Source organism: Lutibacter sp. (assembly GCF_041596795.1).
Lineage (GTDB): Bacteria > Bacteroidota > Bacteroidia > Flavobacteriales > Flavobacteriaceae > Lutibacter.
On sequence record NZ_JBFHHX010000074.1, the window covers coordinates 1 to 16,836 of the forward strand.

General features: G+C 27.8%; 13 protein-coding genes. 3 read left to right on the forward strand and 10 right to left on the reverse strand.

Annotated elements, in window-relative coordinates; translation table 11 throughout:
• Together ABY298_RS09875 and ABY298_RS09880 are read right to left on the reverse strand one after the other, a co-directional pair.
• Window positions 1-566: ROK family protein (locus ABY298_RS09875; protein ID WP_372745886.1), on the reverse strand; the 566-nt coding region annotated here is incomplete at its 3' end.
• Between the two features lie 80 nt (window positions 567-646).
• Entirely contained in the window at window positions 647-5,080 is a 4,434-nt protein-coding gene (locus tag ABY298_RS09880) for a chemotaxis protein CheB (protein WP_372745887.1), read from the reverse strand.
• 348 nt (window positions 5,081-5,428) lie between these two features.
• On the opposite strand from ABY298_RS09880, the gene ABY298_RS09885 reads away from it, so the two are divergent.
• Window positions 5,429-5,824: a hypothetical protein gene (locus ABY298_RS09885; protein ID WP_372745888.1), complete on the forward strand. Its 396-nt coding sequence runs from the start codon at window positions 5,429-5,431 to the stop codon at window positions 5,822-5,824.
• Window positions 5,825-5,887: 63 nt separating this feature from the next.
• Here the strand turns inward: ABY298_RS09885 and ABY298_RS09890 are convergent, their stop codons facing one another.
• The 8 genes from ABY298_RS09890 to ABY298_RS09925 form a co-directional block, all read right to left on the reverse strand.
• Window positions 5,888-6,541, reverse strand: coding sequence for an alpha/beta hydrolase (locus ABY298_RS09890; protein ID WP_372745889.1), 654 nt, complete (start codon window positions 6,539-6,541; stop codon window positions 5,888-5,890).
• 60 nt (window positions 6,542-6,601) lie between these two features.
• Window positions 6,602-6,931 carry a DUF4870 domain-containing protein gene (locus ABY298_RS09895; protein WP_372745890.1) on the reverse strand — a complete coding sequence of 110 codons (330 nt, stop codon included), beginning with the start codon at window positions 6,929-6,931 and terminating at the stop codon, window positions 6,602-6,604.
• 19 nt (window positions 6,932-6,950) lie between these two features.
• Window positions 6,951-8,204, reverse strand: a complete 1,254-nt coding sequence (locus ABY298_RS09900) for a dihydroorotase family protein (protein ID WP_372745891.1) — start codon at window positions 8,202-8,204, stop codon at window positions 6,951-6,953.
• Window positions 8,201-10,159, reverse strand: coding sequence for a BatA domain-containing protein (locus ABY298_RS09905; RefSeq protein WP_372745892.1), 1,959 nt, complete (start codon window positions 10,157-10,159; stop codon window positions 8,201-8,203). Before ABY298_RS09905 ends, ABY298_RS09900 begins: the two co-directional genes overlap by 4 nt.
• A 130-nt stretch (window positions 10,160-10,289) precedes the next feature.
• The gene (locus tag ABY298_RS09910) at window positions 10,290-11,027 is read right to left on the reverse strand and encodes a 5'-methylthioadenosine/adenosylhomocysteine nucleosidase (protein ID WP_372745893.1); all 738 of its coding nucleotides are present in this window, start codon (window positions 11,025-11,027) and stop codon (window positions 10,290-10,292) included.
• A gap of 93 nt (window positions 11,028-11,120) precedes the next feature.
• Window positions 11,121-11,783 carry an ABC transporter ATP-binding protein gene (locus ABY298_RS09915; protein WP_372745894.1) on the reverse strand — a complete coding sequence of 221 codons (663 nt, stop codon included), beginning with the start codon at window positions 11,781-11,783 and terminating at the stop codon, window positions 11,121-11,123.
• A 39-nt stretch (window positions 11,784-11,822) separates the two neighbouring features.
• The gene (locus ABY298_RS09920; protein ID WP_372745895.1) at window positions 11,823-14,321 is read right to left on the reverse strand and encodes a DUF5916 domain-containing protein; all 2,499 of its coding nucleotides are present in this window, start codon (window positions 14,319-14,321) and stop codon (window positions 11,823-11,825) included.
• 242 nt (window positions 14,322-14,563) lie between these two features.
• Window positions 14,564-14,809, reverse strand: coding sequence for a hypothetical protein (locus tag ABY298_RS09925; RefSeq protein WP_372745896.1), 246 nt, complete (start codon window positions 14,807-14,809; stop codon window positions 14,564-14,566).
• A gap of 158 nt (window positions 14,810-14,967) precedes the next feature.
• Between ABY298_RS09925 and ABY298_RS09930 the strand changes: the two genes are divergently transcribed.
• Both ABY298_RS09930 and sucC read left to right on the forward strand, forming a co-directional pair.
• Entirely contained in the window at window positions 14,968-15,663 is a 696-nt protein-coding gene (locus tag ABY298_RS09930) for a Crp/Fnr family transcriptional regulator (RefSeq protein WP_372745897.1), read from the forward strand.
• A 160-nt stretch (window positions 15,664-15,823) separates the two neighbouring features.
• On the forward strand, window positions 15,824-16,836 hold a 1,013-nt coding region (gene sucC / locus ABY298_RS09935; protein WP_372745898.1), incomplete at its 3' end, for an ADP-forming succinate--CoA ligase subunit beta.

The window sequence follows — 16,836 nt, forward strand, 5'->3', positions numbered from 1 at the left end:
AAGTATTTGTGTAAGCGTTTTCCCCATTGTTTTCTGCTTAAATTTTCTTCAATTCTTACAGAATCTGCAGCATATTTTTCAAAAATACTACCGCTTTTATGAAGCACATGTCCAAATTCAGTATTTGGTAAAAGTTTTCCATCTAAAAAAAGAGCAGAACCAATTCCAGTTCCCAAAGTAATCATAATTACTGTTCCCTTTACATCTTTTCCAGCTCCAAAATTAATTTCAGCAAGTCCGGCAGCATCGGCATCATTAATTACAGTAAAAGAATTACCGGTTTTATTTTTAAAAAACTCTTCAACTTTTAAATTTTTCCAATTTTTATGTAAATTTCCACCAGTTATACATTTTCCGTTTTTTAGTGGTGTTGGAAAACCGCAACCAACTGGACCTTCCCATTTAAAATGTTGCACTAATTTTAGAATTGTATCTGCAACTGCTTCTGGAGTTGCGGGTTGTGGTGTTGCTATTCTTCTTCTTTTTGAAATAAGATTACCGGTTTTGGTATTTACAATTGCACCTTTAATTCCTGAGCCGCCTACATCAATTCCTAATATATTCATTTGATTTTATTTAATTAATCTTTTTTTACGTTATCCCTAAAATTACTATTTTATTTGATATTATTTTATTCAATTTTTTATTAATGTAAGGCTTTAAACATTTCATTAATAATTTTATCCTTATCTAATGGTTTTGTTAAATAACCAACGCTTCCTATTTGTATACATTTCTCCCTTTCATCTAGCATAGCATATGCTGTTTGCATAATTATTTTAGCTGAACTATCAAATTTTAAAATCTCTTTGGTTGCTTTAAGTCCATTAACTTTTGGCATTCTAACATCCATTAAAACTAAATCGAAATCGTTAGATTTTTTATATTCAGCAATGGCATCTTCACCATCATTTACCATTATGTAGTTTACTTGTAATTCTTGTAAAAGTGCTTCTAAATATAGTCTAACATAATATTCATCTTCCGCAATAAGTACTTTTTTACCCTTTAAAAATTGCTCTTTATTTTTTATAATTTTAGATTCATCTGAAATACTTATATCATCATTAATAATTTTTAGGGGTATTTCAAATGTAAATGTTGTTCCTTTGTTTTCTGTAGATTCTACTTTTATCCAGCCATTTAAAATATTAATTATACCTTTAGAAATAGCCAATCCTAATCCTGTACCACCATATTTTGTAGTATTGTAATCTACTTGTTTAAAGCTTTCAAATATTTCCTCAAGTTTTTCTTTTGGTATTCCTATTCCTGTATCTGATACAAAAAATTGAATTTTGCTTCCTTTTATATTGTAGCCAAATTTAATTTCGCCTTGTTCTGTAAATTTTAACGCATTGTTTAACAGATTAATTAAAAGTTGATTGATCCTTTTTTCATCTGATGTAATAACTAATTTTTTATTTTTTGGAATTTCTAAAACAATATTAATATCTTTTTTTAAGGCGTTGTTTTTAAGCTGATTGTAAGTGGTTTCTAAATTTATTAGAGAATCGGTTAAATTAAATTCTCTTTCTATTATTTTTAATTCACCAGCTTCAATTTTAGATATATCAATAATATCATCAATTAAATTAATTAATTGTTTAGAGCTATTGTCTATAATATTTAAATATTGATTTCTTTTTGATTCCGTTAAATTATCATCTCTTAATAAACTTGAAAAGCCAATAACACCATTCATTGGAGTTCTAATTTCATGACTCATATTTGCTAAAAACAAGTTTTTTTGTTTACTAGCTTGTTCTGCTTCTTTTTTGGCTTCAATAATACTTTTTTCAAAATTTTTGGTTGCTGTAATGTCTTGTGCAGAACCCCATAATTCTGTAGATTTATTAATGTTATTTTCTTCTAATTCTCCATGTGCTAATAACCAACCAAGAGTACCATCAGTTTTATAATAATTTAATTCAACCTCATAAGGTTCACCTGTTTTTATGGTGTTTTCAATTTTGTTTGTTAAAATTTCCCAACTTTCTTTTGTGTACAGTTTCTCTTGGGTATCAAAAGATGGTGCTTTTTTACTAGGGTCTAATCCAAACATTTTATAAAGTTCTTCTGTCCAAATAACCTCATTTGTTTTTAAATTTAAACTCCAGCCACCAGTTTTTGTAAGTGATTGAATTTGTGTAAGGTGAGCTTCGTTTTTTAATAATTTATTTTCTTTTTCTTTAAGTTCGGTTATATCAGAAAAAGTAACGGCAAATTCACCAATTATAGGACTGTAAATAAGCACTAAGTAATATTTTTTATCAAAGTTTGAGTAATATTCAAAACTTTGATTTACGCCTGTTTGGGCTGTTTTTTGGTAAATTTTGAGCCAATTTATGGTGTCGTTTTTTAAATGTGGTAAAATATCAAAAGCTTTTTTACCAATCACATTTTCATTAGACAATCCAATTTGTTTTTCATAGGCAGCATTAATAGTAATATATTCCCAATTTATAGCTTCATTATTTTCGTTAGTTATAATTTTTGCATGAATAAAGCCTTTATTCATGTTTTCGAATAATGTTTTATATTTTGTTTTTGAAAGGTCTAACTCGTTGTTTATTTCTTTTAAAGGGTTTATATCTACTAATGTAACTACTACACCGTCAATTTTTTTATCTTCAGTAACAAAAGGGCTAATTCTGTTTAAATAATGGTTTCCGTCTAAATCAATTATTTCTTTTTCTATTGTATTAAGGTTTTTAAGAACATTTTTGCAATCTTTTAATAAAGATGTTCTTGTTATATCATCAAAATTAGAAGTAAAGCTAGATATTGGTCTTCCAAAATCATTATCATAAAGGTTAAAATGCTTTTGAAGGGAAGGAGTAAACTTTCTAATTTTTAAGTTGCTATCAAGAAATAATGTACCAATATCTGTACTGTTAAATAGGTTGGTAATATCATTATTTAAATTTTGTAATTCCTTATTTTTTTCTTGAAGTTCAGAGTTTACAGTGTATAATTCTTCATTAACAGATTGCAGTTCTTCGTTGGTGCTTTGTAATTCTTCGTTAGAGGCCATTAATTCCTCGTTAGAAGATTGTAATTCTTCGTTACTTGTTTCTAATTCTTCTACTACATTTTGCAACTCGGTTCTGGTAGCTTTTAGTTCATTTTCTAAATCTTCAAGGCGTTGTTTAGAAATTTCGTCAATTGGAATATTTTTTAAAACAATAGAATTTTCTTTTACAATTCTATCTGGACTAAATTGTAAAACATACGTATTTTTTAATTCTTCAGAATATTTAGGTTTTTTTAATCTTAAATCGAAGCTATAAGCTTCATTATCAATAGTATTAATAATATCTTTTATAATAATGTCTTTTTCTTCTTTTTCAAGTTTTCTTATACCGCTTCTAACCATAGAAGCAATTTCTGGACTCACAATTTTTAATAAATTATTTTGAAAAAGACCATCGTTGTGGTTTAGTTTTTTACCAGCATCACCAATAATATATAATATATTAAAATCTTTATCAATAAAAATAGACGGAGGACTAAATTCTTTACTTAAGTATTTATGATAAATAGATTCTGGGTTTTCTTTGGTTTTATAAATAGCTTGTGTACTTCCTCTAAGTGGGTTTTTAAATTGTGAATTTGATATAGTAGTATCTGTGTTTGATTGAATTGGAATGTATTTTGTTTCTGTTATGTTTTGATAAATTTTCCATTTAACATCTATTGCTTTAAAAAGTTTTGCTAAATCGCCAATAGATTCACTACTTCCTAAAAATAAATAGCTGAATTTATTTAATGCAAACTGAAAATTATGCATTATTTTTTTCTGTATTTTACTATCTAAATAAATTAATAAGTTTCTACAAGAAATTAAATCCATTTTTATAAAAGGTGGATCGTTTATTAAGTTGTGATTAGAAAATACAATTTTTTCACGTATTCTTTTAATAATTTGTATTTTATCTCCAGTTTTTAAAAAATATTGTTCTAGGTAAGTTTTCTCAATTTCATTTACTGTATTTATATGATATGCACCACTACTTGCAATATTTAATGCTTTAGAATCTACATCTGTTGCAAAAAATTTAAAATCTAAGTTAAGTTTATTTGTGCGTATATAACTATCAAATAATATGGCAATAGAATATACCTCTTCGCCAGTAGAACAACCTGTTGTCCATATTCTTATGGTGTCTGAAGGTTTTTTATCTTTACAAATTGCAGGAATAATTTTATTTTTTAAAGTTTCAAATGCCTCTTCATCTCTAAAAAATCTAGTAACACCAATAAAAAAGTCTTGTTTTAACGCTTCTTTTTCAGCGTTATTAATTTTTAAGAAAACTAAATAATCATAAAGTTGGTCAATGTTATTAATATGCATTCTTTTCTCCAACCTTCTTAGCAATGTATTTTTTTTATACTTTCTAAAATCAATACTTGAATACTTATAAACTTCTCCTAAAATAGTATTAAAAATGTTTTCATTAGATTGAGAATCGTCTTCATCCTCTAGAGAAAGAGTTAAAGGATGCGCTGGTAATTTTTTAAATGATGAAGCAATATTTTCGGGATTTAAAATAAAATCTACTAGGTTGGTTGAAATGGCAGAATTTGGCATTCCATCAAATTGTGCAGTTACTGGATCTTGTACAATAATAATTCCTCCACCTTCTTTAATAGATTTAATTCCTCTGGAACCATCAGATCCAGTTCCAGATAAAATAACACCAATAGATTTTTCTTTAAATTCTTCTCCTAATGTGTGAAAAAAGATATCAATAGGTAAATTTAAATTATGTTTTGGTCCTTTTTCTAATAGATAAAGTTCTCTGCCTTTTATATGTAAATTTTTACTTCGCTGATTTAAGTAAATGCAATTTGGCTGAATAGTTTGTTTGTCTTCAGCCGTATAAATTGGCATTTTTGTGTGCTTAGCCAACAACTCTGGCATTAAACTAATAAAATCGGGCGATAAATGTTGAATAATTACAAAAGCCATTCCAGTATCATCAGGAATGTGATCAAATAATTGTTGAATAGCATCTAATCCTCCAGCAGATGCACCAATACCTACAACATATAAATTTTTATCTCTATCTTCCATAAATAATTTTTCTGTATGAAAAAGTAGTTCTTTTTAATTATATACCTACTGACTTAAATCAGTAGATATATGTATTTTATTGCTTTAATCATGTATTTTGTTGCTAAAATACATGCTTTTTTGAATTATATATTTATTGTAGAAAATTATCTTATTTAAATAGTATTCTTACTTATTTAAACCTTTAAAAAATTTTTAAAATTCAGTGTGTAAGTTTATTAACAAGGTTGAACTTAAATTTGTTAGAATTAAAATATTTAATTAATAATCAATTTTAGATGTACTTATTAAAATAGAATCTTTCTAAAGTAAAAACAACTTATTTTTGCAGTTGAAAAAAATATAAAAATGTTAGATATTCAAAATACGCATTTAAATGCATCTGAAAAATTTATTGGAAAAGTTATTGCTATTGAAGCTGAAAAAGCAATAGTTGAATTAAAAATTATTGACGAAATGGCTGTTGATAGTTTAGGACTTTCGCATGGTGGTTTTACATTTGGTTTGGCAGATTATGCGGCAATGGTTTTAATTAATAAACCTAATGTTGTTTTAGGAAAAGCAGAAACTAAATTTATAAAACCTACGGTTGTTGGTAATATATTAACAGCAACCGCAAGTTATAAAGAAAAAATAAATGAAGTAAAATCTGTAATTGAAGTTTCAGTAGTAAATGAAAATGAAGTAAAGGTTTTTGAAGGTGAATTTGTTTGTTTTTCGTTAGAAAAACATGTGTTAGATTAATAAAAAACGAGCACTTAACTATAGTAAATTAAGTGCTCGTTTTTTTTAATATTTAGTAAATAGTTACATTCTTTCTTCAATCCATTTTTTAAAGTCGAAGAAGTTTTTTGGTGCTACTCCGTGACCAACCGGATAGGTTTGAAAGCTATTTTTAATATGTAATTTATTTAAAAATTCTGGTGCTTTATTTGCCCATTCTACAGGAATTACTTGATCTACGCTACCGTGTGAAATAAAGAAATCTAAGGCTTTATAATTATCAGGATTTAAATTTTCAGGTAATAACTCGGCATTAATATGTCCGCTTAAAGCAATTATTTTTTGCACTTTTTCAGGGTAGTTTAAAGCTACAGCATAACTTAAAATTGTTCCTTGACTAAAGCCTAATAAAAATGTTTTATCAGGTGTTATGTTGTATTTTTCTTGAATTTCATCAATAAAAGTAGCTACTAATTCACGTGCTTCAACAGCTTCAGGAATATCCGAAAATTTTCCTTGATCAGCCGTAAAATTAATAGAATACCAAGCATAACTTCCAAAACCTAAACTTTGTGGCGCTCTAGCACTTACAATTATTAAATCTTCTGGCAGTTCAGTTGCAAATGAAAATAAGTCTTCCTCGTTACTTCCATAACCGTGTAAAAGTATTAAGAGCGATGTTTTTTCTGAAACAGCATTTGGCTCTCTAGAAATGTATTGTAGTGATAATTTTTTCATAATTATAAAATAAAAGTCGTGCTTTTTGGCACGACTTCAAAAGTAAGTTTTAATATAGTTTTATGCAATTCCTTTAAACCAATCTTGAAAAAGATCTCCAAATAACGGTATTTTTTTCTGTTCTCCTTGAGCAGCTCCTATTAATCCAATAATTAATAATATTAATAAACCTAATGATATAAATCCTGCAGCATAAAAACCTATATATTTTAATAAAAAAACACTGTTTACTAATGAAAATAAGGAGATTCCTATTGCTTGTCTAATATGAAAAGAAGCAAAAGAATTGCGTTTTTCGTTATTCATAAAATACGCAATTAAAGTTCCAATCCAAGTTATGTAACTTATAATAGCCATCGTTTTTCCTTCTTTAACCGTGTAATTGTCCATATGTATTATTTTTTAATTTTTATAAAATTACTCTATTATTTGCAATAATTCCATACACTTTTCCATTCATTTTTTTGTTTAAGAAAACAGCGTTTTTAGAAGTGGAAAAAATGTTGTTTTCGGCAAAAATATACTCATATTCTGGGTTAAAAAGAGTTAAGTTAACCTTATTTCCTTCATTAATAGAGATACTTTCAATATTAAAACGTTCTCTTGGTTTAGTAGTTAAACTAGCAATTAGCACGTCTAAATCAACGTTTTTGTTTAACGCTCCAAACAAACTTTCTAAACCAATTGTTCCAAATTTAGCATAATAATATTCAACTTTTTTATGTTCAATATCTATAGGGTTATGGTCGCTAGTAATCATATCAATTACACCTTCTTTTAATCCTTTTAAAAGTGCTTTTGTATCTTTAGTTGTTCTTAAAGGTGGTAATACTTTGGTGTTAGAATCAAAGCTTTTTAATTCATCATCTGTTAATACTAAATGGTGTGCAGCCACACTACACGTAACATTTAATCCTTTCTTTTTGGCTTCTTTAATTAATTTTACCGATTTTTCTGTTGAAATAGTTGGAATATGTAATTTGCCGCCTGTATATTCTAAAATAAATAAATCGCGTGCAATTTGAAGCTCTTCTGCCAAGCTTGGAATCCCTTTCAATCCTAATTTTGTACTGTTTATTCCTTCATTTACCAAACCTTCTGTAGCAATAGAGTTATCTTGTGGGAAACTTAAAATTAAACCATCAAAATTTTGAGCATATTGCAAGCCAATTTTCAGCAAATTAGCATTAGAAATAGGTTTGTTATAATCTCCAAAGGCAATTGCTCCAGAATTTTGCATATCATATAATTCCGCTAAATCTGCACTTTGAGCTCCTTTTGTAAAACTTCCGTAAGGGTAGAGGTTAGTTGCAAAACCAAAACTTTGATGTTTTATAAACTCAATTGTAGATTTGTTATCAGCAACCGGACTTGTATTTGGGTTTACAGCAACTGCTGTAAAACCACTTTTTGCAGCAGTTTTTAATCCGTTGGCAATGGTTTCTCGTTCTTCTAAACCAGGTTCTCCAAAGCAAACACTACTATCAAACCAGCCTTGAGAAACATGTAAATTATCTAATTTAATTTCTTGATAATTGTTTGGATTTACAATGGTTTTTGAAATTTTTGAAATGAATCCTTTTTCAATTAAAATATCTTGTTTTTGTTGATGAAAAGGACTTGAAGGATCAAAAATGGTGGCAGACTTTATGAGTATATTCATGTTTTGAAATATTTTAGTATCAGCATTTCAATGAGCAAAAATAGGACAGAAAAAGCTAAAAACCATTTAAAAAGCCAATTGATTTTCTGTTCATTGTACATTTCATCAAAAAAGTTATCAATAGAGTTGTTAATAACTATGTTCTCAGACTCTTTAAAAAGTGGTTCTAACTCTAAATACGTTAAATCACTTTCCTCTCTGTGATAGTTAAAAGCAATAGTTTTTATGGTTTTGGTATTAGAAAGTATATTGTAAAAACCACTTTTTAAATTGGCTCCATCTATTTTTAACGATACTTTGTTTGATGAAATATCTTGTAAAGGAATAAATTCGTTTTCATTATTTACAACTTTTAACACTTGATCTTTTCCTATTGATGTAACAATTTCTACTATGTTTTCTGGTTGAATGGTGTAATATAATTGTGCATTTTTTAAGCTGTTTTTTGCAAAATTGTAAAAAACCGGAACTACTAATGGTGATTGAATAAAATTAGATGTTTCATTATTTAAAGAACTTGCAAACCAAAATAACGAATTATTATTGCCGTTGATGGAGGTTAAAAACGCATCGTTAGAATCTAATTTAAGTACCGAAGAACTGTTTTTAAATTGTGATTTAAAATAAAAATTAGTTGTTGGATATTGAAAATTTGTCACGTTATTTTCAAAAACCTGAGCTAGTAAAGGATGCTCAAAAACAATAGAAGTAATGTTATGTTTTTTATCTATTTTGTTTAAAATGGTTCCTGCATTTTGCTCATTTAAAAATATATTATACGATTTTAAATTTGCATTTGCTGATGGAATTACAACAGTAGTTCCTCCGTTTTTTGAAAAATCTTGTAATAATTTTGAGAGTTCAATTGGAATATTTTCTATCTCATTTAAAATAATTAAATGTTGATTTTTTAGTGAATTGTAATTCAAATTTAACAGTTCGCTAGTGGTAAAATTAAACTCATTTTCAGTATAAATTTTACTCAAAAAAGGAGTGTTTTTTCCTATAGATAAAACATTAATTTTTTCGGGCTTTGAAAGTGTAAAATAGAAGGTATTATCAAAGGGTAAATTTTCATCGGTCAAAGTTATAATTCCATTCATATTAGCATTGTTAGGAATGGAAAAATTGGTAGTTGATATGTTAGAATTAGTAAATTTTACAGTAGATTTTCCTAATAATTTTGTATTGTCCTGTAAAGAGATAGAAGTAGAATTTGAATTGTTTTGGGTACTTTTTACAACAACTGAAAGTATAATTTCAGTTGGGTTTTCTTCTGCAATAAAAACGCTATCAATAAATGTGTTTGTATTTTTTTTGGGAGTAACTTTTAAGGTGTTTACAATTGTGTTTACATTTGTAACATCGGTTTTGTTTGTTAAATTAATAGTTTGAAAATCAGATATTATAAGGTTTTTATTTAATGTGTTTGTTGATGCTGAATTTAAGGTGTTTAATTTTAATAAAACAGTGTTTAAATTTAGTTTAATAGGTGAATAATCACAAGTTATTAACTGGTTTTTTAGTGTTTTACTATCTATATTTTTAAATTCTTGGTTGTTTGTAATTAAAGAAAACTGTGTGTTTTTGTAATTGGTGTTTTCAATAATATTTTGGGCAATTGATTTTAATAGTTCACCATTTTCTCCTTTGGCTTGCATGCTAAATGAGTTGTCTAAATAAATGGTTGTGTTGTAATTTTGTTGTAAAGAATTGGCTGAGAAATATGGTTGTGAAAATGCTAAAATTAAACAGGTAAATGCGGCCATTCTAGTGAGTAAAATTAAGAACTTTTTTAGCCTGGAACTTTTGCGTGTTTGCTGTACTATATTTTTTAAAAAATGAACGTTTGTAAATGGTACTTTTTTGAAACGTTGTAATTGAAATAAGTGTACTATTATCGGGATGATAAGTAGTAATAATGCATATAAAATTTCAGGATGTTTAAACTGCATTCTTTAAAAGGATTTTTCAAAGATATTAATTTTTAGTTTAAAGTTGGAATGTTATAAAATTAAAAAATTGGAAAGTTTATAAGTTGTAAGTTTTTATTTAAAATATGTTTTTTAGTAAGTAAAATAGAAGTTAATTTTTAAAATAATGTTCTAAAATTCCTAAGGCATAATTACTGGCAATGGTGTTTGAAAATTTTGAAAAATCGATAGTTGCGTTATCGTTTGCTTTGTCTGAAATTATTCTAATTATGGAAAATGGCATATTGTATTCATAACAAATTTGAGCAACTGCCGCACCTTCCATTTCAACACAAATGGCAGATGGAATTTGCTTGTTTAATTTGGCTATTTTTTTTAAGCTAGAAATAAATTGGTCGCCACTGGCAATATCGCCAAAAACTAATTTAGGTTTGGTAATATCAAAACTTTTGGCATCGTTTAAATTTACATAGTTGTTGTAGTTTTCTAAAAAGAAAGTGGTTGCAGTAATTAATTTATCAGGGTTTTTTGTTTCTAAAAATAATTTTTTAATAATTGGAATTTCAAACTTTTTGTAAAACGGACTAGCATTTAAATCGTGTTGAAATAAATTTTTACCTATAACTACATCACCAATATTTAAATTGTTAGAAATTGCGCCCGCAACACCTGTAAAAATAATTTCGTCTAACTCAAAATCGTTTATTAATTGTGTTGTGGTTGCTGCAGAAGCTACTTTTCCCCAACGAGAAAAAACTAACACCACGTTTTTGTTAAAAAGTGTTCCAATGTAGTAGGTTCGCATTCCTTTTTCAACGGTAGAAACGTTTTGTAATTTATTTAACAATGCTTGAATTTCTTCTTGCATTGCACTAATAATTGCAATCATTTAAAAGTTTTTAGTAAAATTATTTAATAACAAAATGTAATAAGGTAAAAGGCACAAAGGTTTAGAAAATTGTAGTTTCCTAAATCTTTATTTTTAATTAATTATTTTTCCATCTTTCATTTCAAGTTTTCTGTCTGCCATATCAGCCAATTCTTGGTTATGCGTAACAATTACAAAAGTTTGGTTAAATTTAGTTCGTAAGGTAAAAAATAACTCATGTAAGTTTTTAGCAGAAGCCGAATCTAAATTTCCGCTCGGTTCATCAGCAAAAATTACATCTGGATTATTAATTAATGCTCTTGCAACGGCAACACGCTGTTGCTCACCGCCAGAAAGTTCATTTGGTTTGTGATGAATTCTGGTTTCTAAACCTAAAAATGTTAGTAACTCAATAGCTTTGGTTTCTGCTTCTTTTTTAGAAGTGTTTGCTATAAAAGCAGGAATACATACATTTTCTAAGGCAGTAAACTCTGGTAATAATTGATGAAATTGAAAAATAAAACCAATATGTTTATTTCTAAATTTAGAAAGGGTTTTATCTTTTAATTCTAATAAATTAGTGTTGTTAATTGTTAAATTGGCGTTTTTTAAATTTGTTGGTTTATCTAAAGTACCAAGAATTTGTAAAAGCGTTGTTTTACCAGCTCCAGACGGACCAACTATAGCAACTACTTCACCTTTTTTAATGGTTAGCTCAACACCCTTTAAAACCTCTAATTCACCATAAAATTTATGGATTTCTTTTGCTTCAATCATGCTTTAAAATAAAAGGGTGAAAATACAATTTATATTTTATTACAACCAATTTTTAGCCTTATTATAATCAATATAATAAACTAAGCGTAATGAAAAATTATGAAGTATGGATTGGTCAAATAAGTTTTCTAAATTTTCTTTGAAATTTAAATCGGATAATTGGTCTTCATTAAAAATAGAATTTCTGTATAATCCAATAAGTTGACTTCCTGGAGCAAATTCCCAAGTGTAACTTAAATCAAAGTTCCAAATATTGTAATTAATATCGTGGTTTTCTGAATAAGAATTTTCTTCTAGTAGTCCATTTGTATTTAATAAATAATATTGAGTATCGTATTCCACAGGTGACCAATAATGACGAAAAGTAAGATTTAATGCAGATTTAGTGCTAAAATTATACTTGCCTGATACGGCATTTGTAAAGGACTTTGCATCTCTTTTTCCAAAAATTATAGAGTCATCATCAAGAAGGTTTACATATCCTTTATCGTTTGTATCTGAAGAAAAGTTTAGCTCATAAATAAACGAAAGTTTATCGTTAACACGGTATCTAGGTGATAGGCTAGTTTCTATATAATAATTATCATCATTTACTCGAGATGCCATAAAGAAATTAGCATCAATGGCAAATTTCTTTCTGTAATCTGTAGAAATCCATTGGTTTCCAGATATTCGCCCAGTTTTTTTATAATACCTGCCAGTTACTCTTGGTTCGTAATAATCAAACTCATTTCCAATTATTGTTCCTATGTTTCCTCCGTAGGCTAATTTTGTTTTTTTTGTTTGAAGGTAATAATTAATTCCAATTGAATTTCCAGTGTATTTACTTGGTTTGTATAAATATTCAAAATCTGCCCAAAATGAAATTCTAAAATCATCTAGTTTTTTTGTAGGTTCAAAAATTTCGTAACTTACATAAGATTCAAAATTGCTAAAATTATTTTTACTCTGATAACCTAAATCATTCTTTTCAAATGTATCATTTTTAAGGAAGTGTTCAATTCCCCATTGCCAATTTCCACTAATTTCTTTAAATTCAATATTTGTAAAAAAACCATTTGTTGTTTCACCAAATTCATTTAAATAACTCATTCCGCCACCACCTTCTAGTTTAAATTTATTAGCTTTATTAGTAAGGTCAAATAAAGCGGCAAAAACATTGGCGTCTCTAAAAGAGCCTTCTCTGGCAACATTGGTATTTATAAAGCTAACAGATGAATTTTTATTAAATTGTTGATCTAAAACCAAAATATTGTAGTTAGCCAAAGGTTCTGTTGTTATTTTTCTAATTTCTTCTGTATTTGTGTTTTTAATTATACCTTCCGTTTTATCGGTAATGGCATTAAAAAAACCAATTCCCAAACCATTTTTTGTACGGCCAGATATTTTTACTGCATTTAACATTTGAACTGATGAAGGTTCGTTTAAAATGACTTCATTTTCGTTTAAATCAGTTTCTTCATCTATGTTTGTAGATGGTGCATTTCCAATTCTTCGCGAATAAAATAAATTTCCTTTGGTAAACAAATCCGTTCCTTCCGTAAAAAATGCTCTTTTTTCTGAATATTGTTGTTCATACGGGCCTAAATTTAAAGTAAGATCATCAAAACCTGTTTGACCAAAATCGGGAATTAAAGTAGCGTCTAAAGTAAAACTTTCACTAATTCCATACTTTACATCCATTCCAAAATTAGTATCAAAATTTGAAGAGCCATCATATATTGAAACAGAAGAAGATGCGTATGGAAAAAAACTTAATCTTATCGGAGGTGAAATATTTTTTATTCCATTTAGAACGCCTGCGTATTGTTGAATGTTTCCTTTTGTTTTATCAATTGGGTTCCAAACAAATTGTTCTTTTGTACTTTGTATTTTTCTGTGAAAATTAATTCCCCAAGTTTGTGTTTCTTGGTTTGAAAAACGTAATGCTGAATATGGAATTTTTACTTCAACAACCCATTTTTCGTCATCCATTTTTACTGCACTTTCCCAAACGGCGCTCCAGCCAAAATCTTCATCATTTACAGTTGCTTTTGCATCTGCTTGATTTCCTGTTGCCTGAATAAAAAATTCAGTATCGTTTTGGCCATCATTTAACGGATTTATCATAATTCCAAACCAATCGGTTTGCGCAAAATTATCGCGTGTGGCAGATTCTAAAGCAATGTTTTTAATATCATCATCATATAAAAGGGCTCCAAAATAAATTGCCTCATCATCATAAGCTATTTTTACAATGGTTTTTTTGCCATTTGGCTCCGTAATTCCAAACCCTGGTCTAAACATGGTAAAATTGGCTGCGTTTTCAGAATTTTGCCAAAAATCTTCATTTAAAACTCCATCAATAACTGGTGAAACTAAAATTCTTTTAGCTGTAATAGTTTTAGGATTTGCATTTATTTGTGCAATACCATTTATGTGAAAAAGGATAAAAATTAGGACGATGAATTTCTTCATTGTAGGTTTAATGTATATAGCAATAGCTAATGTATTTAACATATTGCTAAATTCATCATAAATAAATGTTAATAAATACATTTATTACGGTACATGAACCTATAATATTGTAAAAAACAAAATATTCTACTTTTTTAGAGGTGTTAAAAAAGTTGAGAATAAATTTTAAAAATCATTATCAAATAATCGATATATGAAATTATAAAAATACTACCTACAATTAATATTATAGGTAATAGCGGTATTAAAATACCTAATTTTAAAACTAAATTTTTCATTGTATAGTTTTAATTTATTATTTAAAATTGCTGTTGTTACCTCATTTAATAGTTGTTATTTTTTTTAACTGAGTTTTTGTATACCAGTTTAATATCTAAAATTAAAATGGTTAAATAGGCTATAGTTGATAATAATGCAATTCCTTTAAAAATAGTACAATAAGTACAACTATAATAATTGTGGTCAAGTCCAAATAGGCAAGACGTACATCCTATAATTGTCATAATTAAAAATGTTGTAAATATAAAAGCCGGTATTAATAAGGCCGATTTTAATGCTAATTTTTTCATTTTCTAAATTATTTGTAACTCGTTTATTTCTATTGTAAAATTACAAAGTAATTGTACCGTAACCTTGTGTTTTAGATAAGCAAATTTTATAAGGTTTTATGTATTTATTAATGTTTAATGATGTAATTTTACATTGTAAAGAATGTAATTGAAAAAGTATGCCAGATTTTTTAAGAGAAAAAACGCAATTGGAATATGATTTTTTAAATGCTAAAGAGTGTTTAAATATGCTAACTGAAGATGAAAAGGAAATTTTGGTGCAACATAAAACTGATTTAGAATTTAAAGCAGGAGAAACTATTGTAAAAAGAGGTGCTGTAGTTAATAATTTATTATATGTCACCGAAGGATTGGTTAAATTAGAAGTTGTTAATGATCATAAAGTATCAACTTTAGGATTAGTACAATCTCATAGCTTTGTAGGTTTAATATGTTGCTTTGCTTTTAAAAATTTTGATTTTACTGCTGTTGCGCTTGAAAATACAAAGGTTAGTTTTATTGAAATAGATGTTTTTGAGAAATTTATAAAGAGTAATGGTGAATTTTCCATGGCTCTTATAAAACATATGTCAGGTATTGCCAACGGTTTATTTCATAGAATGACACGGTTGTCGCAAAAAAATATTGATGGAGCCTTATCAATATTATTATTAGATTTTGCCAAAATATATATATCACCAAATTACACATTGCCTGTAGGTAGAAAAGAATTGGCCGAAATATTGGGCTATTCTAAAGAAAGTGTTATAAACACCTTATCTAAATTTAATAAAGAAGGAATTTTAAATGTTGTTGATAGAAAAATTGAAATTTTAAATATTAAAAAACTAGAGCAAATTAGTATTTTAGGCTAGTTGTTTATGGTTTTAATATAGGTGATGAAATCGTTTGAAATTATAGGTTTTATCATTTTTTATAATCTAAATAAAATTAAAAACTTTTAAAAAATCAATACAAAATTTTAGTTTTGATTTATTACATTTGCTAATACTTATTAAAAAAACCAAATTTCTAATGAATTTACACGAATATCAAGGAAAAGAATTGTTAAACAGTTTTGGCGTTAGAATTCAACGTGGAATTGTGGCAGATAATCATAAAAAAGCAGTTGAAGCAGCAAAGCAATTAGCTACTGAAACTGGAACTGGATGGTGGGTTGTTAAAGCTCAAATACATGCAGGAGGAAGAGGAAAAGGAGGAGGAGTGAAGCTTGCAAAAAGTTTAGCTGAAGTTGAAACAATTTCTGAAAGCATTATTGGAATGATGTTAAAAACTCCACAAACGCCACCACAAGGTAAAAAAGTGCATCAAGTTTTAATTGCAGAAGATGTATACTATCCTGGTGATAACGAGCCAGAAGAATATTATATGTCTGTTTTGTTAAATAGAGCTACTGGTAGAAATATGATTATGTATTCTACAGAAGGAGGGATGGATATAGAAACTGTTGCCGAAGAAACACCACATTTAATTTTTACCGAAGATATAGATCCGTTAATTGGTATTCAAGCATTTCAAGCACGTAAAATAGCGTTTAATTTAGGGCTATCGGGCAATGCATTTAAAGAAATGACAAAGTTTGTAACATCATTATATACTGCTTTTGTACAGTCAGACGCATCTTTATTTGAAATTAATCCGGTTTTAAAAACATCTGATGATAAAATATTAGCGGTAGACTCTAAAGTTGCTTTAGATGATAATGCCTTATTCCGTCATAAAGATTTGGCAGCTTTACGTGATTTACGTGAAGAAAATGATATTGAAGTAGAAGCGCATGCTGCAGGTTTAAATTATGTAGATTTAGACGGAAATGTAGGTTGTATGGTAAACGGAGCTGGTTTAGCTATGAGTACTATGGATTTAATTAAGCAATCTGGAGGTGAACCTGCAAACTTTTTAGATGTTGGTGGAACTGCAGATGCTAAACGTGTTGAAACAGCTTTTAGAATTATTTTAAAAGATCCAAATGTGAAAGCTATTTTGGTAAATATTTTTGGAGGAATTGTACGTTGCGATAGAGTTGC